22 protein-coding genes are annotated in these 22,208 nt (G+C 73.5%); 18 read left to right on the top strand and 4 right to left on the bottom strand.

Annotation, left to right across the window (positions count from 1 at the left end; translation table 11 throughout):
• The first annotated feature begins 11 nt into the window (after positions 1-11).
• Positions 12-1,154, top strand: a complete 1,143-nt coding sequence (locus ACTFAP_RS22725; RefSeq protein WP_390123689.1) for a D-alanine--D-alanine ligase family protein — start codon at positions 12-14, stop codon at positions 1,152-1,154.
• A gap of 94 nt (positions 1,155-1,248) precedes the next feature.
• Here the strand turns inward: ACTFAP_RS22725 and ACTFAP_RS22730 are convergent, their stop codons facing one another.
• Both ACTFAP_RS22730 and ACTFAP_RS22735 read right to left on the bottom strand, forming a co-directional pair.
• Positions 1,249-1,773, bottom strand: coding sequence for a DUF3515 family protein (locus tag ACTFAP_RS22730; RefSeq protein ID WP_495682140.1), 525 nt, complete (start codon positions 1,771-1,773; stop codon positions 1,249-1,251).
• Between the two features lie 19 nt (positions 1,774-1,792).
• Positions 1,793-2,026, bottom strand: coding sequence for an Lrp/AsnC family transcriptional regulator (locus ACTFAP_RS22735; protein WP_390123693.1), 234 nt, complete (start codon positions 2,024-2,026; stop codon positions 1,793-1,795).
• Between the two features lie 132 nt (positions 2,027-2,158).
• Between ACTFAP_RS22735 and ACTFAP_RS22740 the strand changes: the two genes are divergently transcribed.
• Positions 2,159-3,127, top strand: coding sequence for a thiamine-phosphate kinase (locus ACTFAP_RS22740; RefSeq protein ID WP_200363863.1), 969 nt, complete (start codon positions 2,159-2,161; stop codon positions 3,125-3,127).
• A 14-nt stretch (positions 3,128-3,141) separates the two neighbouring features.
• The gene (thiD, locus tag ACTFAP_RS22745; RefSeq protein ID WP_500467276.1) at positions 3,142-3,969 is read left to right on the top strand and encodes a bifunctional hydroxymethylpyrimidine kinase/phosphomethylpyrimidine kinase; all 828 of its coding nucleotides are present in this window, start codon (positions 3,142-3,144) and stop codon (positions 3,967-3,969) included.
• Positions 3,970-4,089: 120 nt separating this feature from the next.
• Here the strand turns inward: thiD and rpmB are convergent, their stop codons facing one another.
• Positions 4,090-4,275 (bottom strand): 50S ribosomal protein L28, encoded by a 186-nt coding sequence (gene rpmB / locus ACTFAP_RS22750; protein WP_078576355.1) that lies wholly within the window; start codon positions 4,273-4,275, stop codon positions 4,090-4,092.
• A 221-nt stretch (positions 4,276-4,496) separates the two neighbouring features.
• On the opposite strand from rpmB, the gene ACTFAP_RS22755 reads away from it, so the two are divergent.
• The 12 genes from ACTFAP_RS22755 (at position 4,497) to mutM (ending at position 15,820) form a co-directional block, all read left to right on the top strand.
• On the top strand, positions 4,497-6,137 hold the full coding sequence (locus ACTFAP_RS22755; RefSeq protein WP_500467277.1) for a DAK2 domain-containing protein: 1,641 nt from the start codon (positions 4,497-4,499) through the stop codon (positions 6,135-6,137).
• Between the two features lie 80 nt (positions 6,138-6,217).
• On the top strand, positions 6,218-8,497 hold the full coding sequence (recG, locus tag ACTFAP_RS22760; protein WP_500467278.1) for an ATP-dependent DNA helicase RecG: 2,280 nt from the start codon (positions 6,218-6,220) through the stop codon (positions 8,495-8,497).
• Positions 8,498-8,605: 108 nt separating this feature from the next.
• On the top strand, positions 8,606-9,142 hold the full coding sequence (locus ACTFAP_RS22765) for a wHTH domain-containing protein (protein ID WP_500467279.1): 537 nt from the start codon (positions 8,606-8,608) through the stop codon (positions 9,140-9,142).
• A gap of 109 nt (positions 9,143-9,251) precedes the next feature.
• Positions 9,252-10,301, top strand: a complete 1,050-nt coding sequence (locus ACTFAP_RS22770; RefSeq protein WP_500467280.1) for a phage baseplate protein — start codon at positions 9,252-9,254, stop codon at positions 10,299-10,301.
• 109 nt (positions 10,302-10,410) lie between these two features.
• Positions 10,411-10,836 carry a DUF6227 family protein gene (locus ACTFAP_RS22775; RefSeq protein WP_390123707.1) on the top strand — a complete coding sequence of 142 codons (426 nt, stop codon included), beginning with the start codon at positions 10,411-10,413 and terminating at the stop codon, positions 10,834-10,836.
• Between the two features lie 159 nt (positions 10,837-10,995).
• Positions 10,996-11,631 carry a 16S rRNA (guanine(966)-N(2))-methyltransferase RsmD gene (rsmD, locus tag ACTFAP_RS22780; protein WP_500467281.1) on the top strand — a complete coding sequence of 212 codons (636 nt, stop codon included), beginning with the start codon at positions 10,996-10,998 and terminating at the stop codon, positions 11,629-11,631.
• A 32-nt stretch (positions 11,632-11,663) separates the two neighbouring features.
• A complete protein-coding gene (coaD, locus tag ACTFAP_RS22785) occupies positions 11,664-12,137 on the top strand; it encodes a pantetheine-phosphate adenylyltransferase (protein ID WP_390123894.1) in 474 nt (157 codons plus the stop codon).
• 37 nt (positions 12,138-12,174) lie between these two features.
• Positions 12,175-13,230: a F0F1 ATP synthase subunit B gene (locus ACTFAP_RS22790; protein ID WP_500467282.1), complete on the top strand. Its 1,056-nt coding sequence runs from the start codon at positions 12,175-12,177 to the stop codon at positions 13,228-13,230.
• 186 nt (positions 13,231-13,416) lie between these two features.
• Positions 13,417-13,998 (top strand): YceD family protein, encoded by a 582-nt coding sequence (locus tag ACTFAP_RS22795; protein WP_495682144.1) that lies wholly within the window; start codon positions 13,417-13,419, stop codon positions 13,996-13,998.
• A 2-nt stretch (positions 13,999-14,000) separates the two neighbouring features.
• Positions 14,001-14,174 carry a 50S ribosomal protein L32 gene (gene rpmF / locus ACTFAP_RS22800; RefSeq protein ID WP_030738386.1) on the top strand — a complete coding sequence of 58 codons (174 nt, stop codon included), beginning with the start codon at positions 14,001-14,003 and terminating at the stop codon, positions 14,172-14,174.
• Positions 14,175-14,193: 19 nt separating this feature from the next.
• A complete protein-coding gene (gene rnc / locus ACTFAP_RS22805; protein WP_390123715.1) occupies positions 14,194-14,967 on the top strand; it encodes a ribonuclease III in 774 nt (257 codons plus the stop codon).
• Positions 14,960-15,820: a bifunctional DNA-formamidopyrimidine glycosylase/DNA-(apurinic or apyrimidinic site) lyase gene (gene mutM / locus ACTFAP_RS22810; RefSeq protein ID WP_390123717.1), complete on the top strand. Its 861-nt coding sequence runs from the start codon at positions 14,960-14,962 to the stop codon at positions 15,818-15,820. The genes rnc and mutM overlap by 8 nt, the downstream gene beginning before the upstream one ends.
• Positions 15,821-15,869: 49 nt before the next feature.
• Here the strand turns inward: mutM and ACTFAP_RS22815 are convergent, their stop codons facing one another.
• Positions 15,870-16,799 (bottom strand): CAP domain-containing protein, encoded by a 930-nt coding sequence (locus tag ACTFAP_RS22815; protein WP_495682146.1) that lies wholly within the window; start codon positions 16,797-16,799, stop codon positions 15,870-15,872.
• Positions 16,800-16,933: 134 nt separating this feature from the next.
• Between ACTFAP_RS22815 and ACTFAP_RS22820 the strand changes: the two genes are divergently transcribed.
• The 3 genes from ACTFAP_RS22820 (at position 16,934) to ACTFAP_RS22830 (ending at position 22,121) form a co-directional block, all read left to right on the top strand.
• Positions 16,934-17,245 carry an acylphosphatase gene (locus ACTFAP_RS22820; RefSeq protein WP_400012978.1) on the top strand — a complete coding sequence of 104 codons (312 nt, stop codon included), beginning with the start codon at positions 16,934-16,936 and terminating at the stop codon, positions 17,243-17,245.
• A 336-nt stretch (positions 17,246-17,581) separates the two neighbouring features.
• Positions 17,582-17,788 (top strand): hypothetical protein, encoded by a 207-nt coding sequence (locus ACTFAP_RS22825; RefSeq protein WP_019435509.1) that lies wholly within the window; start codon positions 17,582-17,584, stop codon positions 17,786-17,788.
• Between the two features lie 226 nt (positions 17,789-18,014).
• Positions 18,015-22,121: an AAA family ATPase gene (locus ACTFAP_RS22830; protein ID WP_500467283.1), complete on the top strand. Its 4,107-nt coding sequence runs from the start codon at positions 18,015-18,017 to the stop codon at positions 22,119-22,121.
• Positions 22,122-22,208: the final 87 nt, after the last annotated feature.

The raw sequence follows: 22,208 nt of genomic DNA on the forward strand, positions 1-22,208 counted from the left end.
CTCATGGGGTTATGAGCAGCGACTCCACACCCCAGAGCCCCAAGCCCCGCGTCGCCGTCGTCTTCGGCGGCCGCAGCTCCGAGCACACCATCTCGGTCCTGACCGCGGGCGCCGTGCTCCGCGCGATCGACCGTGACCGCTACGACGTGCTGCCCATCGGCATCACCACCGACGGCCGCTGGGCGCTGACCGCCGACGACCCCGAGCGGATGGCCCTCAGCGGCCGTGAACTCCCGACCGTGGCCGCCATCGCCGAACCCGGTGGCGGCTCGGTGCTGCTGCCGGTCGACCCCGCGGGCCGCGAGGTCGTCTACTGCGAGCCGGGCTCCGTGCCCAAGGACCTCGGCGACGTGGACGTCGTCTTCCCGGTGCTGCACGGCCCGTACGGCGAGGACGGCACCCTCCAGGGGCTGCTGGAGCTGTCCGGCGTGCCCTACGTCGGCGCCGGCGTGCTGGCCTCGGCGGTCGGCATGGACAAGGAGTACATGAAGCGCGTCTTCACCTCCTTCGGGCTGCCGGTCGGCCCGTACACCGTCGTCCGCCCGCGCGAGTGGGCCGCCGACCCGGCCGCCGCCCGCAAGAAGATCGTGGACTTCGCCTCCGACCACGGCTGGCCGGTCTTCGTCAAGCCCGCGCGGGCCGGCTCCTCCATGGGCATCACCAAGGTGGACGGCCTCGCCGGTCTCGACGAGGCCATCGCCGAGGCACAGGCCCACGACCCCAAGATCATCGTGGAGTCGCTGCTCAGCGGCCGGGAGATCGAGTGCGGCGTCCTGGAGTTCGAGGAGGGCCCGCGCGCCTCGGTGCCCGCCGAGATCCCGCCCGTCTCCGACCACGACTTCTACGACTTCGAGGCCAAGTACCTGGACTCGGCCGAGGGCATCGTGCCCGCGCCGCTGACGCCCGAGCAGACCGCCCGGGTGCAGGAGCTGTCCGTGCTCGCCTACGAGGCGGTCTCCTGCGAGGGCCTGGTCAGGGCGGACTTCTTCCTCACCGACGACGGCGAGTTCGTCATCAACGAGATCAACACCCTGCCCGGGTTCACGCCGATCTCGATGTACCCCAGGATGTGGCAGGCCAGTGGGGTGACGTACCCCGAACTGATCGACCGGCTCATCCAGGCGGCGCTGCGCCGCTCCACGGGGCTGCGCTAGGTCCTGTCCTCGGAGTGCTGGCCGGACGGCCGTACACGCGCTCGCGGGTACGGCCCCGGCCCGGTCCCTTCCGGGGCGGGGGTCGCGGCGCGGGTCAGGAGCCGGGCGGCTGCTCGGCGTACAGCTCGTCCAGCGGTACGTTTCCGGCGATCGCCGCGGCGAGATCGACCAGCGGGTTCACCTCGGGCGCGTACGCGGCCGGCACCGTGACCTCCACGAACACCGTGCGGTGGGTGGTCGTGAACAGCTTCCCGCCGCCCGGGGCGTCCTCCAGCAGCCAGGACACCCCGTTGACGTCCACCGCGTCGGCGAGCGGGTCGTAACCCTGCTCACCCGGGGTCAGCAGCAGCGGCAGCGACACTCCGCAGCGCAGCACGATCCCCGGGTCCCCCCACACAGCGACATGGGCGAGCGCGCCGTCGTCCGTCCGGCCCTGGTCCTCCACCCGCTCCGGCAGCGCCGCGGCGACCGCGTCGCACACCCGCGCCGCCGCCGCGTCCGGGGTCGGCGCCACCACGGCGGTGCCGCCTCCGTCGCCCTCGCCGCCGCATCCGGTCAGCGCCAACAGCGCGGCCAGGGCGGTCGGCACGGCGCCGGCGGTACGTACGGTGAGGCTCACGCCGCCAGCATAGGGTGCCCTACAGATGCACCACCGGGCAGGTCAAGGTGCGGGTGATCCCCGGTACCTGCTGCACCTGAGCCACCACCAGCCGGCCCAGGTCATCGACCGAGGGCGCCTCGGCGCGCACGATGACGTCGTAGGGGCCGGTGACGTCCTCGGCCGTGATCACCCCCGGAACCTCGGAGATGACGTCGGCCACGGCGGACGCCTTGCCCACCTCGGTCTGGATCAGGATGTACGCCTGTACCACAGGTCCTCCACGGCGGCTACGAGGTGCGGGGGCGCTACCGTAGCGCGTCATGACCTGCACCGGGAGACGTCGTCCGGTGCCGATCGCCGCGGAGTGACCGCGGCGGCGCCGAAGAGAGCTGAGGAGAGCCGAGTGAAGGGCAGTGTGGGGGAACTGGGGGAGTTCGGGCTGATCCGGGAGCTGACCTCCCGGATCGGCGACACTCCCGCCGTACGTCTCGGCCCCGGCGACGACGCCGCGGTGATCGCCACCCCGGACCGGCGGGTGGTGGCCAGCACCGACATCCTGCTGGAGGGACGGCACTTCCGCCGCGACTGGTCCACCGCCTACGACGTCGGCCGCAAGGCCGCCGCCCAGAACCTCGCCGACATCGCCGCCATGGGCGCCGTGCCCACCGCCATCCTGCTCGGCCTGGTGGTCCCCGCCGAACTGCCCGTCACCTGGCCCACCGAACTCATGGACGGTATCCACGACGAGTGCCAGGTGGCCGGAGCCGGCGTGGCCGGCGGCGACGTGGTGCGCGGCGATGCCATCACCGTGTCCATCACCGCCCTGGGCGACCTGCGCGACCGCGAACCCGTCACCCGCTCCGGCGCCAGGCCCGGCGACCTGCTGGCCGTCACCGGCTGGCTCGGCTGGTCCGCCGCGGGGTTCACCGTGCTCTCCCGCGGCTTCCGTTCCCCGCGCGCCTTCGTCGAGGCACACCGCCGCCCCGAACCCCCGTACCACGCGGGCCCCGCCGCCGCCGCGCTCGGCGCCACCGCCATGACCGACGTCAGCGACGGACTGATCGCCGACCTGGGGCACATCGCGCACAGCAGCGGCGTACGGATCGACATCCACGCCGAGTCGCTCGACGTACCCGCCCAGATGTCCGACATCGGGCACGCGGTGGGCGTCGACCCGCTGCAGTGGGTGCTCACCGGCGGCGAGGACCACGCGATCGTGGCGACCTTCCCCGCCGACACCAAACTCCCCGCCCGCTGGCGGGTGATCGGCCAGGTGCTGCCCGCGCGGGGCAGCGTACGGCCCCAGGTGACGGTGGACGGGGCCCCCTGGGAACGGGACGGGGGCTGGGATCACTTCGGCTCCGGCGGCTGAATAGGGTCGGGGCCATGACCCGCGCCCCGCACGCCCCCGCGTCCGCCGCCACCACCGCGCCCCCGCCGCGGGTGCTGACCGTCGCCGGCTCCGACTCCGGCGGCGGCGCCGGCATCCAGGCCGATCTGAAGACCATGCTGGCGCTGGGCACGCACGGCATGAGCGTGCTCACCGCCGTCACCGCGCAGAACTCCCTGGGCGTCCAGGGCGCCTGGCCGCTGCCCGCCGAGGCGATACGCGCCCAGTTCCGCTCGGTCGCCGACGACATCGGGGTGCAGGCGGTCAAGACCGGGATGCTCGGCACGGCGGAGACGGTGCGGACCGTCGCCGCGCTGCTGGAGGGCGTCGGGGTCCCCGTGGTGGTGGACCCGGTGGGTGTCTCCAAGCACGGCGACCGCCTGCTGGCCGCCGACGCCGTGCACGCGGTGCGCGAGGCGCTGCTGCCCGCCGCCACCGTGGTCACCCCGAACCTGGACGAGGTGGCCCAGCTCACCGGCGTACGCGTCACCAGCGAGTCCGATCTGCGGGCGGCGGCCGAGGCGATCCTGGCGTACGGGCCGCGCTGGGCGCTGATCAAGGGCGGCCATCTGCCCGGCGGCGACGCCGTCGACCTGCTCACCGACGGCAGCGCCGAACACTGGCTGCGCGCCCCACGGCACTCCAACCGGCACACGCACGGCACCGGATGCACCCTGGCCAGCGCCCTCGCCTGCGAACTGGCGCGCGGCGCCGCGCTGCCCGACGCCGCGCGGACGGCCAAGGAGTACGTCACCGGGGCCATCGCCGCGGGCTTCCCGCTCGGCGCCGGCATCGGGCCCGTCCACCACGGCTACCGGATCTGAAGCCCGCCGCGCCCGCCCCGGCCTCCGACGCCGGGCCGGGGCTGCGGAAACGCCAAAAAGCCGGCCCACCACGAGGTGGACCGGCTCAACGGCTAACGAGCAAACCGCGTGCCGAAGGCGTCAGCGCGCGACCTTGCCCGCCTTGATGCACGAGGTGCAGGCGTTCAGGCGCTTCGGCGTCCCATTGATCACGGCACGCACCCGCTGGATGTTGGGGTTCCAACGGCGGGGGGTGCGGCGGTGCGAGTGGGAGATGCTGTTACCGAAGCCCGGCCCCTTGCCGCAGACGTCGCAGTTGGCAGCCACGGGTCACTCCAAAGACAGGTCAACCCCGCTTACGCGGAGTGACGGAAACGAATGTGGGATCCCGGGGCCAGGACCCTCGGGGATGTGCTCGACAACCGGGAGAACACCCGTACCGAGCAACCGCAGCAGCATACCCCGGGGCTTCCCGAACGGAGAAATCAGCCCTGGTCCGCATAAGCTGCACCCCGCCGACCGCCGAGGAGAGAGCCGAGGTCACCACCGTGCCGCAACCGCTGGACGCCGACGCGGTGCGGCGCTGGTGCCGGATCGCCCTGGACACCCTGGGCCGGGACCGCGCGGAGATCGACGCCATCAACGTCTACCCCGTCCCGGACGCGGACACCGGCACCAATCTCTACCTCACGATGGAGTCCGCCGACCGCGCCCTGACCCAGGCCGCGCACGACGGCGATGCCGGTGGCGGCGTTGGAGCCGGGGACGACCTCGCGGACACCGTGCGCACCATGGCCCGCGGCGCCCTGATCGGCGCCCGTGGCAACTCCGGCACCATCCTCGCCCAGCTGCTGCGCGGCATGGCCCAGGAACTGGCCACCGCCCCCGGCGGGGACGCCGGCGCCGACGCGCTGCGCCGCGCGCTGCGCCGCGCCGCCACCCTGGCCTACGAGGCGGTCAGCCACCCCGTGGAGGGCACCATGCTCACGGTCGCCGCCGCCGCCGCGGACGCCGCGGAGCGCGCCACCGGCCGGCACCCCGCGCAGGTCACCGCCGCCGCCTGCGCGGGCGCCCGCGCCGCGCTCGCCGCCACCACGGCGCAGCTGGACGTGCTCGCCCGCGCCCGGGTGGTGGACGCCGGCGGCTCCGGCCTGGTCACCGTGCTGGACGCCCTGGACGCCGCGCTCTCCGGCCGCGCCCCCGACCTCCTGCCACACCACGGCCTGGGCCGTCCCGCCGGACACCGGCACGGCGCGGCCGGGGACACCGCCGGGACGCACGGGTGCGCGGGCGGCGGCTACGAGGTGATCTACCTGCTGGACGCCGAGGACGCCGCCGTCCCCACCCTGCGCAGGGCGCTGGACGGCCTCGGCGACTCGCTGGTGATCGTCGGCGGCGAGGGCCTGTGGAACGTCCATGTGCACACCGACCGCCCGGGCCCCGCCGTCGAGGCGGGCATCGAGGCCGGCCGTCCGCACCACATCCGGATCACCCAGCTGGCCACCGCCACCCCCGCCCGTCCCGGCGCCGCCGAGCGCGCCGTGGTGTGCGTGATGCCCGGCGACGGCCTGGCCGCCCTGTGCACCGAGGCCGGCGCCACCGCCCTGACCGTACGGCCCGGCGTGACCCCCGCCAGCGACGAACTGGCCGCGGCGATCGACCGCGCCGGCTCCCGGGAGATCGTGCTGCTGCCCAACGACGGCACCCTGTGGCACGTCTCGGCCGCCGCGGCGGAGCAGGCCCGCGAGCGCGGCATCCGGGTCGCCGTCATCCCCACCCGCTCCCCGGTGCAGGGCCTGGCGGCGCTCGCGGTGCACGCCGCCGAACGCCGCTTCGACGAGGACGTGGTCGCCATGACCTCCGCGGCCGGCGCCACCCGCTTCGGCGAGGTCACCGTCGCCGAACGCGAGTACTGGACCGCCGGGGGCATCTGCCAGGCCGGTGACGTGCTCGGCCTGATCGACGGCGACGTCGCCGTGATCGGCGCGGACACCGAACGGGTCGCCGCCGAACTCCTCGCCCGGATGCTGTCGGCCGGCGGCGAGCTGGTCACCCTGGTGCTGGGCGAGCACACCCCCGCCGTACTCGCCGACCGGCTGGAACGCCAGGTGCGCCGCGGCCACCTCGGCGTGGACACCGTCGTCTACCAGGGCCGGCAGGCCGCCCCGCTGCTGATCGGCGTCGAGTAGCCGCCTGATCCGGTGACGAGCCCGGGGCCGGACCACCCGGGCCCGGCCACTGCGCGGCGCTGTCAGCCCCATGGTGTGCAATGGGCAGCGTGACCGCGCTGTCTGAACCCCTCGCCAAGGTCGTCGGCGGTACCACCGCCAAGGTGATGGCCGACCACCTCGATCTGCGCACCGTCGGCGACCTGCTGCACCACTACCCCCGCCGCTACGCCGAACGCGGCGAGCTGACCCGGCTCGCCGAACTGCCGCTGGACGAACACGTGACCGTCGTCGCCGAGATCGCCGACGCCCGCAGCCACACGTTCAACCGGGGCAAGGGACAGCGCCTGGAGGTCACCCTCACCGACGGCAGCGGACGGCTCCAGCTGGTCTTCTTCGGCCGCGGCGTCCACCACCACAAACGCGAGCTGGTGCCCGGCCGCCGGGGCATGTTCGCCGGCAAGGTCTCCGTCTTCAACCGCAAGCTCCAGCTGGCCCACCCCGCCTACGAACTGCTGGCCGCCGACGGCGGGGACGTCCCGGAGGCCGGTGCCGCCGCGGCCCGCGAGTTCGCGGGCCGGCTGCTGCCGCTCTACCCGGCCTGCAAACAGCTGGAGTCCTGGAAGCTCGCCAAGGCCGTCGCCCTGGTGCTCGACTCGCTGGCCGCCTCCGGCTGGGCGGGGCTCATCGACCCGCTGCCCGCGGAGCTGCGCCGCGAACGCGGCCTGATCGAGCTGCCCGAGGCGTTCGAGAAGGTGCACCGCCCCCGGACCAAGGCCGACATCGCCGCCGCCACCGCCCGGCTGAAGTGGGACGAGGCCTTCGTGCTCCAGGTCGCCCTCGCCCGGCGCCGGCACACCGAGGGCCAGCTGCCCGCCACCGCCCGCCGCCCGGCCGAGGACGGCCTGCTGACCGCCTTCGACGCCCGGTTGCCGTTCACCCTCACCGAGGGGCAGCGCACGGTCAGCGCGGAGATCTTCGCCGACCTGGCCACCGAACACCCCATGCACCGGCTGCTCCAGGGCGAGGTCGGCAGCGGCAAGACCCTGGTGGCGCTGCGGGCCATGCTCGCCGTCGCCGACAGCGGGGGCCAGTCCGCGCTGCTGGCCCCCACCGAGGTCCTGGCCCAGCAGCACCACCGCTCCATCACCGAGATGATGGGCGACCTCGCCGAGGGCGGCCTGATCGGCGGCGCCGAACACGGCACCCGGGTCACCCTGCTCACCGGCTCCATGGGCGCCGCCGCCCGCCGCCGCGCCCTGCTGGAGGCGGTCACCGGCGAGGCGGGCATCGTGATCGGCACCCACGCGCTGATCGAGGACGTGGTGAAGTTCCACGATCTGGGCCTGGTGGTGGTCGACGAGCAGCACCGGTTCGGCGTGGAGCAGCGCGACGCCCTGCGCGGCAAGGGCCACCGCCCGCCGCATCTGCTGGTGATGACCGCCACCCCGATCCCGCGCACCGTGGCCATGACCGTCTTCGGGGACCTGGAGACCTCGGTCCTGGACCAGTTGCCCGCCGGGCGCGCCCCGATCCTCAGCCACGTGGTGCCCGCCCGCGACAAGCCGCACTTCCTGTCCAGGGCCTGGGAACGGGTACGGGAGGAGGTGGCCGCCGGCCACCAGGTGTACGTGGTGTGCCCGCGCATCGGCGACGAGGACCCCAAGGGCACCAAGGGGCCGCAGAAGACGAAGAAGACCGCCGAGCCGGACGAGGACACGGGCGCGGGGGAGGACGGGGCCGCGGGCGGCGCCGACGGCGACCGGCGGCCACCGCTGGCGGTGCTGGACATCGCCGAGCAGTTGCGGGGCGGACCGCTGTCCGGGCTCGCCGTGGAGAGCCTGCACGGCCGGATGACCCCGGACGCCAAGGACGAGGTGATGCGCCGGTTCTCCGCCGGTGAGACCCAGGTGCTGGTGGCCACCACGGTGATCGAGGTCGGCGTGAACGTGCCCAACGCCACCGTGATGGTGATCATGGACGCCGACCGGTTCGGCGTCTCCCAGCTGCACCAGCTGCGCGGCCGTGTCGGGCGCGGCACCGCCGGCGGGCTGTGCCTGCTGGTCAGCGAGGCACCCGAGGGCAGTCCGGCCCGCTCCCGGCTGGACGCGGTGGCCGGCACCCAGGACGGCTTCGAACTCTCCCGGATCGACCTCGAGCAGCGCCGGGAGGGCGACGTTCTGGGGCAGGCGCAGTCCGGCGGCCGGTCCAGCCTGCGGATGCTGGCGGTCATCGAGGACGAGGAGATCATCGCCGCCGCCCGCGCCGAGGCCACCGCGCTGGTCGCCGCCGACCCCACGCTGGAGGCCGCCCCCGAGCTGCGCGCCGCCCTCGACGCGCTGCTGGACTCCGACCGCGAGGAGTACCTCGACAAGGGCTGAGGCACGGGTCCGGCGCCCCCGGAATTGTCAGTGGTGGCTGGGAGAATGGAACCAGTCCGCGCCAATCCATCCGGGATTGCGGGCGGTCGAACCACTGGGGGTTGTCTGATGGCATTCCGCCACATCAATGAACTGCCGCTCGGCGACAAGATCTTCCGCGTCGAGCTGGCGAGCGACGACGACATCACCGTGACCCTGACCCTGACCCTGACCGGCTGGCGGGAGGCGGCGCCGCTGACGCCGCTGGCCGGCGGCTCCCTGACCATGCCCCTGGCCGATGTGCCCACCCTGCGCATCGCCCTCAACCGCGGACTGCGCGCCCTGGCGCTGGCCGCCGACGTGGCCGAGCCGATCCCCGACCGGGACATCCTGCGGGAGCTGTTCCCCGGGCACGGCGCCCCCTGGATACCCCAGCACGAGGAGGATCTGACCCAGCGGTTCCACGCCGGGGAGACCATCGCCCGGATCGCGGCGCGCTTCGGGCGCACCCCCGACTCCGTACGCACCAAGCTGCGCGAGCTGGGCCATGACCCGCGCCGTCCCGAGCACTGCCCGCCGGACGGCTGCCTGTCCTGGTCCCGCTACGCCTCGCCCGCGATGCTCGGGGCCGCGCAGGAGCCGGCGGCGGGCACCGCCGCCCCGTAACCTCACCGACCGACCGGCACGGCTGGAGCGGACACCGCCACCGCGTACTACGGTGGCGGTGTTCGGTTTCGAGCCAACACGGCTTTTTCCTTCAGGAGTTGGTCGCTTTATGGCACGCAGCAAGCAGGGTGCGGCACAGCTGAACCGGCGCGGTTTCGTCCTCGGCGCGGGGGCCGCGGCCGTCACCGGCGCCACGGGTCTGGCCCTGAGCACTCCCGCTTTCGCCGCCGCGGGCGAGGGGGTGAGCGCCGCCGCCGCGGGCGGCACGTTCAACCTCTCCGTCGCCGCCGAGCGGTGGATCCGCGAGCAGGTGCTGCACAACGTCACCGTGATGCAGTCCTTCGCCTTCGACGACGTCAACGGTCACCTCTACGCGATCCAGGTGATGCAGGGCGGCCTGCGGCTGTCCGGCGAGTCCGCCGCCGTCTCCGGCGCCGACCGCGCCGCCCGCGGCGACCTGTGCATCACCAAGCTCACCCTGGCCGGCGCCAAGCTGGGCCACATGTACGTGCGGGGCTTCGGCCACGGCGTGGCCATCGGCGTCGAGCACGCCGGCGCCAACCCCTGGCTGTGGACCGAGTCCGACGCCAACCCGTCCTCCGGGTACGGCCGGGCCCTGAGCCGCTTCCGGTTCGCCCACGGCACCGTGCTCGACAGCGGTTCCTCCTCGCTCGCCAAGATCCGCCCGGTGCCCGGCTCCACCAGCAACCAGGTGTCCATCGACAACCTGAACCAGCTGCTGCTGCTCCGCTACCGGCTGAGCGGCGTCGCCCGCTACCGGCTGATGCACCTCGCCGACGTCAAGGCCGGCCGGTTCACCGCCCTGTACGACGTCCCGCAGGCCGGCGTCTCCGCCTCCGAGGTCTTCCAGGGCTTCGCCGTGCTCGGCGAGCACGCCTACCAGATGACCGGCACCTCCTACACGTCCGAGAGCGGCAGCAACCCGCCCTCGGGCCGCGGCAACACCTACCTCACCCGCCTCGACCTGAGCACCGGCACCGTCACCCAGCGCTCGCGCACCGAAGCCGCGTACTCGCTGAGCTTCCGCGAGCCCGAAGGCGTGGCCATCCGGCTGAGCAACCCGCGCCGGCTGTGCATGGGGTTCGCCTCCGGAGCCTCCGGCGCCCGCCGGTTCAGCGTCTACTACAAACCCCAGTGACGCGGGGACCGATCCGGTTTCCCCAAAACCCTCCCCGGCACGCAGTCGTGGCATTACGGTGTGTGCGCGCGGGGACTGAAACCAGCCGTCGTACCGGGAGGATTCCGCCATGACCGACCAGCACGAAGCGGCCGCCGCGACGGCGGCCGACACCTTCACGGTGCTGGACATCGAGGTACCCGCCCCGCGCGGCTACCCCGGACAGGACTCCTCCCGGCACGCACGGCGCCTGCTGGGACGCGCGGAGAACGCCGACCGCCCGGGCGAGGACATCCTGCGCCTGCTGCTCGGCGCCCGCGGCTACGGCATCGAGCGGCTGCCCGAGCCCCGCTCCGCCGTGCCGGGGGAGCGCCGCCGCTGGTGCTCCGTGTACGAGCACGCCTTCCTCCTGGCCGACGACAGCGAACTGTGCCTCTACGAGCTGGAGCACGACCTCACCCCCGACCGCCGCCTGGTCTGCGAGGTCTACCGCGACGAGGTGGCCGCCGGACGCGCCGCACGCCGCCACGCCCACGCGCTGGCCGCCGCCGGCTGAGCCACCGCGCACCGTCCCCGGTCCCCGCCCGCCGCGCCGCCCGCGCTCCCGGTCCGCCCCCGTCCACCTCCCCACGCCCCACCTCGGCGCACGGCCGGCGCACCGCCACGTATAGCGTGGTGCGTGACAGCTGATGACCGAGCGCCGCGAAGGACCGTGATGACCCGCGTGATCGCCGGGACCGCCGGCGGGCGGCGGCTGGCCGTACCGCCGGGCGGCGGCACCAGGCCCACCTCCGACCGGGCCCGGGAAGGACTCTTCTCCACCTGGACCGCCCTGTGGGGCCCGTTGCACGGCGCCCGGGTACTGGACCTGTACGCCGGCTCCGGCGCCGTCGGCCTGGAGGCGCTCTCCCGCGGCGCGGCCCACGCGCTGCTCACCGAGGCCGACGGCCGTGCGGCCCGCACCATCCGTGCCAACATCCGCGACCTCGCGCTGCCCGGCGCCGAACTGCGCACCGGGCGCGCCGAGGCCCTCGTCCGGGGCCCGGCCCCCGACGACCCCTACGACCTGGTCTTCCTCGACCCGCCCTACGCGGTGACCGACGCCGAACTCCACGAGATCCTCCTCACACTCCGTGCGGGGGGCTGGCTCGCCGAGGACGCGCTCGCCACCGTGGAGCGCGGCACCAGAGGAGGGCCCTTCCCCTGGCCCGCCGGCTTCACCGCCCTGCGCTCGCGCCGCTACGGCGAGGGCACCCTGTGGTACGGCCGGCTCGCCGCGGGGGCCGAGCAGCAGCCCGGGCAGGCGTACGCGCCGGAACCCGGGACCGAGCACGACAGCGACCGGTCATGACCGGAACCCCATCACAGCCCGAGGAGTCACCGTTGCGCCGCGCCGTCTGTCCGGGGTCCTTCGACCCCATCACCCATGGCCATCTCGACATCATCGGCCGTGCGTCCAAGCTCTACGACGTGGTGCACGTCACCATGATGATCAACAAGTCGAAGCAGGGCCTGTTCAGCACCGAGGAACGCGTCGAGCTCATCCGTGAGTGCACCCGTGAGTTCGGCAACGTGCGCGTCGACGCCTTCCACGGCCTGCTGGTGGACTACTGCAAGCAGCACGACATTCCCGCCATCGTCAAAGGTCTGCGGGCCGTCAGCGACTTCGACTACGAACTCCAGATGGCGCAGATGAACAACGGTCTCACCGGCGTGGAGACCCTGTTCATGCCCACCAACCCCACCTACAGCTTCCTCTCCTCCAGCCTGGTCAAGGAGGTCGCCACCTGGGGCGGCGACGTCTCCCACCTCGTCCCCGACCCGGTGATGCGGGCCCTGGAACGCAAATTGGCCTGAGCCCACCGCCGCGCGCCGTTGGCCGTACAGTCAACCCGTGGACGTTACGCAGAAACTGGATGAGATCGTCGACACGGTGCGCGGCGCCAAGAGCATGCCCATGTCGGCGTCCTGTGTGATCCATCGTGCCGACCTGCTGGCCCGGCTGGACGAGGTGCGCGAGGCGCTGCCCGGCTCCCTCGCCCAGGCCCAGGAGGTGCTGGGCGACCGGGAGGCCGTCGTCGCCGACGCCCAGCAGGAGGCCCAGCGCATCGTGCAGGCCGCGCACGCCGAGCGCGGCTCCCTTGTCGAGAGCACCGAGATCGTCCAGCGGGCCCGGGCCGAGGCCGCCCAGCTGCTGGAGCGGGCCCGGCAGGAGGCCGACGAGATCAAGGCCGAGGCCGACGACTATGTGGACAGCAAGCTCGCCAACTTCGAGGTCGTCCTGGGCAAGACCATCGGCTCGGTGGAGCGCGGCCGTGACAAGCTGCTGGGCCCCGAGCGGGACCCGGGCGGCGACCTGCCGCAGCAGGCGGACGCCTACGTGGAGGCGCAGTTCGCCGCGATCGAGGCGGTGCTGCGCAAGACCCTGGAGGCGGTCGGCCGCGGGCGGCGGAAGCTCACCGGGCACCGTCCCATCGACGAGCTGGCCGAGCACGTCGCGCAGCAGGACAGCGCCGGTACGGTGCCGGACGCCGGCGCGTACTACGGCCCACGGGACACCGAGCAGGACACCTACGGCTACCTGGGCATGACCGCGCCCGGCGGCGACGGCGGCACGGGCGGCGGCGGTGAGCCCGGCTACCCGCAGTTGCCCGCGGCGGAGCCCGCGCCGTACGCGCCCCAGGACACCGCCGCCTACGCGCGGGAGAGCGGCTACGGCGCCGGTGGCTACGGCCAGGACCCGTACGCCCCGGCCGCCGCCTACCCGGCGGACCCGTACGCCGCGGGCCAGGGCCAGGGCCAGCCGCAGGGGCAGGACGGCCCCGGCTACGGCTACCAGCAGCCCGCGCTCGGCTACCAGGGATCGGGAACGCTGGATGAGACCAGCCTCTTCGACACCGGGATGATCGACCCCGAGCAACTGCGCCGTTACGAGCAGGGACGCCCCTGAGCGGCCCCGCAGACCGCCGATTGGGAGGGGCGCCGACCGTGACGTATGCTGTCTCTTCGGCCGTACCGCATCAGTGATCACGGCTGCCCGCCGGCCCACTTCACCGGGTCGCGCCCCTCACGTCCTGTCCTGCCCCGTAGAAAGCAGAGAGCCCTGAACGCCCCCCTGGACCACCGTGCCCCGCTGGTGTTCGACACCCGCGAGCTGGGGCGGCGTCCCGGTGCGCTCAAGCGGATCACCCGCAGTGTCCCGGCCCCCCAGGGCCTGGGCATCGAAGTGATCGGAGTGCCGGAAGGCGCTCCGCTGGAGCTGGATCTTCGGCTGGAATCGGTCATGGAGGGGGTACTGGTCACCGGTACCGCCCGTGCACCGCTGGCGGGGGAGTGCGTAAGGTGTCTGGAGCCACTGGCCCAAGAGGCCGAGGCGGAGTTCCAGGAGTTGTTCTCCTACCCCGACGCCGGTGACTGGATCCGCTCAGCGGAGCCGGGCGACGACGCCGAGGACGAGGAGCGGCTCTTCCTCGAGGACGACCTGGTCAACCTCGAACCCGTACTGCGGGACGCGATGGTGCTGTCGCTGCCACTGCAACCGGTGTGCCGCGAGGACTGCCCGGGTCTGTGCCCCGAATGCGGAGCACGGCTCGCGGAGGACCCGGAGCACCATCACGACGCTGCCGTCGACATCCGTTGGGCGGCACTGCGGGACTACACGCCCGCGGACCACAAGAAGACACCCCGCACCCGCGGGGACGATCCACAGGAGAAGTAGCCGTGGCTGTTCCTAAGCGGAAGATGTCGCGCAGCAACACGCGCCACCGCCGGTCGCAGTGGAAGGCCACTGCCCCGAACCTGGTGAGCTGCGAGCGCTGCCAGGAGCCGAGGTTGCAGCACATCGCGTGCCCCAACTGCGGCACGTACAACCGCCGTCAGGTCATCGACGTCTGATCGGCGGGTGACAGGCTCCATGTCTCACGCCCACCGGTCCAAGACCCAGGCGTCGGCGGAGGTGGCCTCGTCCCACGCGGTTCTGGAAGGGCGGCTCGGCTATCAGCTGGAGTCCGCCCTTCTGGTGCGTGCGCTGACCCATCGTTCGTACGCGTACGAGAACGGCGGTCTGCCCACCAACGAGCGACTTGAGTTCCTCGGGGACTCGGTGCTCGGGCTGATCGTCACCGACACGCTGTACCGCACCTATCCCGAACTGGCCGAGGGGCAGCTGGCCAAGCTGCGCGCGGCCGTCGTCAATGCCAGGGCGCTCGCCGATGTGGCGCGCGGCCTGGACCTGGGCGCGTTCGTACGGCTGGGGCGGGGCGAGGAGGGGACCGGCGGCCGGAACAAGGCGTCGATCCTCGCCGACACCCTGGAAGCGGTCATCGGCGCGGTCTATCTCGACCGGGGCCTGGAGGCCGCCGACGAGATGGTGCACCGGCTCTTCGACCCGGTGATCGAGCGTTCCGCGAAGCTGGGCGCCGGTCTCGACTGGAAGACCAGCCTTCAGGAGCTGAGCGCGGCCGAGGGCCTCGGCGTTCCCGAGTACGTGATCAACGAGGCCGGGCCCGATCACGAGAAGACCTTCACCGCTGCGGCCCGCGTGGGTGGCGAGACCTACGGCACCGGCACCGGCCGCAGCAAGAAGGAAGCCGAGCAGCAGGCGGCGGAGACGGCCTGGCGGGAGATCCGCGCGGCGGCGGTACGCCGCGGCGGGGACGGCCCGGCACCGGGGCGGTCCGTTGCCTGAGCTGCCGGAGGTCGAGGTCGTACGACGTGGCCTGGACCGCTGGGTCAGCGGCCGCGTCATCGCCTCGGTCGAGACCCTGCACCCGCGCGCCGTACGCCGCCACCAGCTCGGCGCGCAGGACTTCGCGGCGCGGCTGACCGGCGCCCGGGTGGCGGCGGCGCGGCGGCGCGGCAAGTATCTGTGGCTGCCGCTGGCGGACGGCGAGCTGGCCGTACTGGCCCATCTGGGAATGAGCGGCCAGCTGCTGATCCAGCCGGCGACGGCACCGGACGAGCGGCATCTGCGGATAAGGGTGACGTTCACCGACCCGGGCGAGGGCGAGCTGCGCTTTGTCGACCAGCGCACCTTCGGAGGTCTGTCACTGCATCCGGTGACGGCGGACGGCTTGCCGGACGTGATCGCGCACATCGCCCGCGATCCGCTGGACCCCGCCTTCGACGAGGACGCCTTCCACGCGGCGCTGCGCCGCCGGCGTACCACCGTGAAGCGGGCGCTGCTCGACCAGTCGCTGATCAGCGGGGTCGGCAACATCTACGCGGACGAGGCGCTGTGGCGCACCCGGCTGCACTACGAGCGGCCCACGGCCTCGCTGACCCGGCCGCGCACGGCTGAGCTGGTCACCCACATCCGTGAGGTGATGAACGAGGCGCTCGCGCAGGGCGGCACCAGCTTCGACAGCCTGTACGTGAATGTGAACGGCGAGTCGGGGTACTTCGACCGCTCGCTGGACGCGTACGGGCGCGAGGACGAGCCGTGCCGCCGCTGCGGCACGCCGATCCGGCGCCGCCCGTGGATGAACCGGTCCAGCTACTTCTGCCCCCGCTGCCAGCGCAGGCCGGCCTCGGTCGTCTGACGGACGGTGCGGGGCCGGCCGGCCGGGGTTCGCGGCTGTGCGGTCCCGCTCAGTAGCCGAAGTTCTGTGTCCACCAGGGGCCGCCGTCGCCCAGGTGGACGCCGACTCCCAGGGTGGTGAAGTCGCAGTTGAGGATGTTGGCGCGGTGACCCTCGCTGTTCATCCACGAGTCCATGACGGCCTGCGCGTCCTGCTGGCCGCGGGCTATGTTCTCGCCGCCCATGTTCGCTATGCCGGCCGCCTGGGCGCGGTCCCAGGGGGTCCGGCCGTCGGGGTCGGTGTGGGAGAAGAAGCCCCGCTGGGCCATGTCCCGGCTGAAGTCGGTGGCCAGGGTGGCGAGCGCGGCGTCGCGGACCAGGGGCCGGCAGCCGGCCTTGGCGCGTTCCTCGTTCACCAGGCGCAGCACGGCGTCGGCCGAGGCGGAGGCGGCGTCCTGGGACGGGGAGGGCTCGGGATCGGGCGCGGGGGCGCTCTGGGTGGGCTGCGGCGCCTGTGTGGTCGGGTCGGGCTCCGCGGTCTCCGGCGTCGCCGAGGGGCTGGGCTCCTCGGCGGGGGCCTCGGAGGAGGGCTCGGCGGACGGTTCCTCGCTCTCCGGCTCGCTCTCCTCGTCCTGCGACGGGGCGGAGTCCTCCGGAGTCGCGGTGCGGCCCTGTCCGCGGCTGGCGGCCTCCTCGCGCTCCTCGGCGGCCGCGCCGCGCTCCAGGGTGGGGGAGGCGGACGGGGAGCCGAGGATCAGCTTGTCCTCGGTGGGGCCGGGGCGCGCCTGGACATCGTCCGAGTCCGTCAGGGTGAAGCGGTCCGCCATGCCGGGCAGCAGCCCGGAGCCGACGGCCATGGCCCCCACGGTGAGCGCGGCGGAAGCGCCCAGCAGGCCGGCGCGGGCGGGGCTCTTTCTGCGGTGCGTGCCCCGGTGCCCGTCCTCCTCGCGCGGGGCGGGAAGGGGCGTTGGGGTGTGCGCTGAGCGGCGATGGCGACCCATCGGTGGCACCGTCCTCGTCAACTCGACAACTTAAAGATCACTCGAACGAGTGGTCGTTACTGCGGCGTGACTTTACGGCATCGTGAGCGCGGCGTGGCTGCCCCGTGTGCGGATGGCCGGATAGCGTGCGTCACATGAAGGAACCCACACCCCACGAAAACGACCCGTCCCAGCACGTCCGGATGACGGCATGGGTGCGCGGCCACGTACAGGGAGTGGGCTTTCGCTGGTACACCCGGGCGCAGGCGCTCGCCATCGGTGAGCTGCGGGGATTCGCCTCGAACCTCGCCGACGGCCGGGTCCAGATCGTGGCCGAGGGGCCCCGGGAACGCTGCGAGCGACTGCTGGAGTGGGCCAGGGCCGGCGACACGCCCGGCAGGGTGGACGGCGTCACCGAGATTTGGGACACACCCCGGGACCGTTACCCCGACTTCGCCATCCGCTGATCGGGTGATCGACACGAAGCGGGTCCGGTGCCGGAAAGTGGTTGCCAACCCCGCCCCCACGTGCAAGGCTGCCAACCGATCACCGGTCGGTGTACGCGTCGGCGCCCTGTGCGAGCGCCCCACCCCCCGGCGGTGTCCGGTCTTCGTGGGCCCGGCACCCCCGGCGATACGCGGTGTGATCGTGTTGACCGTCCCACTTTTTGGTGAGACTCTGAAATCCCCGCGCATCTCAGCTATGTGGCCTTGAGAACAGGGTGTCGAACACCCATCGCGGACGTTATCCCTCACGACCTACCACGGCTTCGGTCGGTCACTCAGTGTGGAGGACCATCCATCATGGCAAAGGCGCTTCTCGGTCACATCGGTGGCTCGGACCCCCGAGTCCTTGCCGAGATGCGACGGCTTCAGCAGCGCGTACAGGACCTGGAGACGCAGCTTCTGCGGGTACAGGCGGAGAACGACGCGCTGGCCGCCGCCACTCGGCACAGCGACCCGGTGCTCGACGGCATCGATGTGCACAAGGCGGAGCCCGCTCTGACCTGACCTCAAGGATGAGGGCAGGGCACCACGGCTCACTGACCGCCTGCGGATCATGCGAGGGACGCTTCGGCGTCCCTTCGTCATGTGCGGACCACCTCTGCTGTTCTGCTCTGTGCCCGGCCGCCTCCCGGCCGGCCTACGGACCGCGTTGGCTCAACTACTGATGTGCCCCCCATCCCCCGCGTCGAAACGGCCAATCCGCCAAGGCCGGGGAGTAAAGTCCGACGGCGTGCACCTCAAGAGCCTGACCCTGCGCGGCTTCAAGTCCTTCGCCTCGGCCACCACGCTGCGCTTCGAACCCGGCATCACCTGTGTGGTGGGTCCCAACGGGTCGGGCAAGTCCAACGTGGTGGACGCGCTGACCTGGGTCATGGGCGAACAGGGCGCCAAATCCCTGCGCGGCGGGAAGATGGAGGACGTCATCTTCGCCGGGACCACCGGCCGCCCGCCGCTGGGCCGCGCCGAGGTCTCCCTCACCATCGACAACGCCGACGGCGCGCTGCCCATCGACTACGCCGAAGTCACGATCACCCGCATCATGTTCCGCAACGGCGGCAGCGAGTACCAGATCAACGGCGACACCTGCCGCCTGCTGGACGTCCAGGACCTGCTCTCCGACTCCGGCATCGGCCGCGAGATGCACGTCATCGTCGGGCAGGGGCAACTCGACTCCGTGCTGCACGCCGACCCCGCCGGACGCCGCGCCTTCATCGAGGAGGCGGCCGGTGTCCTCAAGCACCGCAAGCGCAAGGAGAAGGCCCTGCGCAAGCTCGACGCGATGCAGGCCAACTTCGCCCGGGTCCAGGACCTCACCGACGAACTGCGCCGCCAGCTCAAGCCACTGGGCCGGCAGGCCGCCGTCGCACGCCGCGCGGCCGTGATCCAGGCCGACCTGCGCGACGCCCGGCTGCGGCTGCTGGCCGACGAACTCACGACGCAGCGCCGCGCGCTGGCCGCCGAGATCGCGGACGAGAGCGCCCTCAAGGAGCGCAAGGAGACGGCGGAGCGACGGCTGCGGGAGGCGGCGCGGGCCGAGACCGCGCTGGAGGAAGAGGTGAGAGCCCTCACGCCGCGGCTCCAGGGCGCCCAGCAGACCTGGTACGAACTCTCCCAGCTGGCCGAGCGCGTACGCGGCACCCGCTCCCTGGCCCAGGCCCGGATCGCCAGCGCGGGGAACGGGCAGCCGGAGGAACGCCGCGGCCGTGACCCGGAGGACATGGCGCGCGAGGCGGCACGGATCAGGGAACAGGAAGCCGAACTCGAAGCGGCCCTGGAGGCCGCCGGGCGTGCCCTGGAGGACACCGTCGAGCACCGCGCCGGGCTGGAACGGGAGCTGGCCGCCGAGGAACGCCGCCTGCGGGACGCCGCCCGCGCGGTCGCCGACCGCCGCGAGGGACTGGCCAGGCTGCACGGTCAGGCCGCCGCCGCGCGCAGCAGGGCCGCCGCCGCCCAGGCCGAGATCGACCGGCTCACCGCCGCGCACGAGGACGCGACGCGGCGCGCGGAGAGCGCGCGGAACGAACACCGGACACTGGGCGACGAAGTGGCGGGGAAGGACGCCGGAGACGGCGAACTGGCCGCCGAGCACGAGCGCGCCGGGGAACGCCTCGCCGCGGCGGACGCCGCCCTGAGCGCGGCGAGGGACGCCCTGACCCTCGCCGAACGCGAACGCGCCGCCCTCGACGCCCGCCACGAAGCGCTCTCGCTCGGGCTGCGCCGCAAGGACGGCTCCGGCGCGCTGCTGGCGGCGGCGGTCACCCTGGGCGGCGTCCTGGGCCCCGCCGCGGAACTTCTGACCGTCACCCCCGGCTTCGAAGTCCCGGTCGCCGCCGCTCTCGGCGCCGCCGCCGATGCCGTCGCGGTGGACGGCCCCGGCACGGCGGTCGAGGCGCTGAGACTCCTCCGCACCACCAACGCGGGCCGCGCCGCCCTCCTGGTCACGACGCCGAAGGCCGTCCCCGCGGCGCGGGCCGCCAGGCCCGCCGAAGGCGCCAGCGGGGAGCACGGACACTCCGCCGCCGCGCGGTCCGGGGACCGGGCCGGACACCACCCCGGCCCCGCTGCGGGCGGCGGCCGGGCCTCCGGCGACCCGGCCGGCCCGCCACACGCCGCCCCGGAACGCCCCGCCGTCGGAGCCCCCGCCGGTGAGGCATCGAGGACACCGGCCCCGCACCCCGTGGAGCCGGCTGAACGGGGCCCCGTGGGCGAGCGGGAGCAGCCCCGGGCCGGCCGGTTCGCGGGCGGCCCGTCCACCGCACCCACCGCCGCCGGGACCGCCGCAGGACCGGAGCACCCCGGTGACGGACAGGGTCCGGGCCGGCCGGGCGGCGCGGAGCGTGCCGTCGCGGCCGGTGCCGGGCGGACCGGTGGGCCGGCCGTCCGGGCCGCCCTCGCCGAGGACCCGGCGCGGGACGACCGTGCCCCCGGGCAGCCGCGCGGCGGGCCGCTGCCCACCGCCCGCTCAGGCGGCGGCCCCGGCCCCGGGCCCGGCGCGCCCCCCGCCCGGGCCGTCGAAGCAACGGAACCCACCGCCCGGCGCGCCGCCGCCGATCTCGTGGACGGTCCCGAGGACATCCTCGCCACCGTCCGCTGGCTGCTGCGCGACACCGTCGTGGTCGCCGGCCTCGACGACGCTGCGGACCTGCTGGCCGGCGCCGGCGAACTCACCGCCGTCACCGCCGAGGGCGACGTGCTCAGTCGCGGTCTTGCCCAGGGCGGTTCGGCCACCGCCCCAAGCCTGCTGGAGGTCCAGGCGGCGGTGGACGAGGCCGCCGCCCGGCTGCGTGAGCTGGAGACACACTGCGAGGAACTGACCCGGGCCCGCGCGGCGGCCGAGGCCGGACGCCGGGAACGCGCGGCGGAGACCGAGGACCTGCGCCGCCGCCTGACCACCGCCGAGCGCGAACGGTCCCGGGTCGGCCAGGACCTGGGCCGGCTGGCCGGCGCCGCCCGCGCCGCCGAGGGCGAGGCAGAGCGCTCCGCCGCCGCTGTGGCCCGCGCCCGCGAGGCACTGGAGACCGCGACCGCGCAGGCCGAGGAACTGGCCGAACGGCTGGCCGTCGCCGAGGACGCGGCGCAGGACGACGAGGACCCCGACACCACCGCGCGCGACCGGCTGGCCGCCGACGGCGCCAACGCCCGGCAGACCGAGATGGAGGCCAGGCTCCAGGTCCGCACCCACGAGGAGCGCGTCAAGGCGCTGGCCGGCCGCGCGGACGCCCTGGACCGGGGCGCCCGGGCCGAACGCGAGGCCAGGGCCCGCGCCGAGCAGCGGCGCGCCCGGCTGCGCCACGAGGTGGCCGTCGCCACCGCGGTGGCCGACGGCGCTGCCCAGCTGCTCGCCCACGTCGAGGCATCACTCACCCGCGCCGAGCAGGACCGCGCCGCAGCCGAGACAGCCCGCGCGGCCAAGGAGGGCGACCTGTCCACCGCCCGCGCCGCCGGACGCGAACTGAAGGCGGAACTGGACAAGCTCACCGACTCCGTTCACCGGGGGGAGGTCCTCGGCGCGGAGAAGCGGTTGCGGATCCGCCAGCTGGAAGAACGGTCGCTGGAGGAACTGGGCGTCGAACCCGAGGCGCTGCTCGCGGAGTACGGCCCGGACCAGCCGGTGCCGCCCTCACCGCCCGCGGAGGGCGAGACGCTGCCGGATGACCCCGCGCATCCGCGCAACCAGCCGCGCCCCTTCCAGCGCGGGGAACAGGAGAAGCGCCTCAAGGCGGCCGAGCGCGCGTACAAGCAGCTGGGCAAGGTCAATCCGCTGGCGCTGGAGGAATTCGCGGCGCTGGAGGAGCGGCACCAGTTTCTCAGCGAGCAGCTGGAGGACCTGAAGAAGACCAGGACCGAATTGCTGGGACTGATCAAGGAGGTCGACGAGCGCGTCGAGCAGGTGTTCACGGACGCGTTCCACGACACGGCCCGGGAGTTCGAGGGGGTCTTCTCGCGACTGTTCCCCGGCGGCGACGGCAGGCTCGTCCTCACCGACCCCGCCGACATGCTGTCCACCGGCGTGGAGGTGGAGGCCAGGCCGCCGGGCAAGAAGGTGAAGCGGCTGTCCCTGCTGTCCGGCGGTGAGCGTTCGCTGACGGCCGTGGCGCTGCTGGTGTCGATCTTCAAGGCGCGCCCCAGCCCCTTCTACGTGATGGACGAGGTGGAAGCGGCGCTGGACGACACGAACCTCCAGCGGCTGATCCGCATCATGCGGGAGCTGCGGGACAGCTCCCAGCTGATCGTGATCACCCACCAGAAACGGACCATGGAGGTCGCCGACGCGCTGTACGGCGTGTCGATGCAGGGCGACGGCGTCTCGAAGGTGATCAGCCAGCGCCTGGCCTGACCTGCGGCGGGCCTCCCCGGGTGGTGGGAGCGGCGCGAGTGTGCGGGACTTGTTGGCGACAGTGTCGTTCGAGGCCGACGGCACGGG

It is taken from the genome of Streptomyces sp. PH9007 (assembly GCF_059813725.1).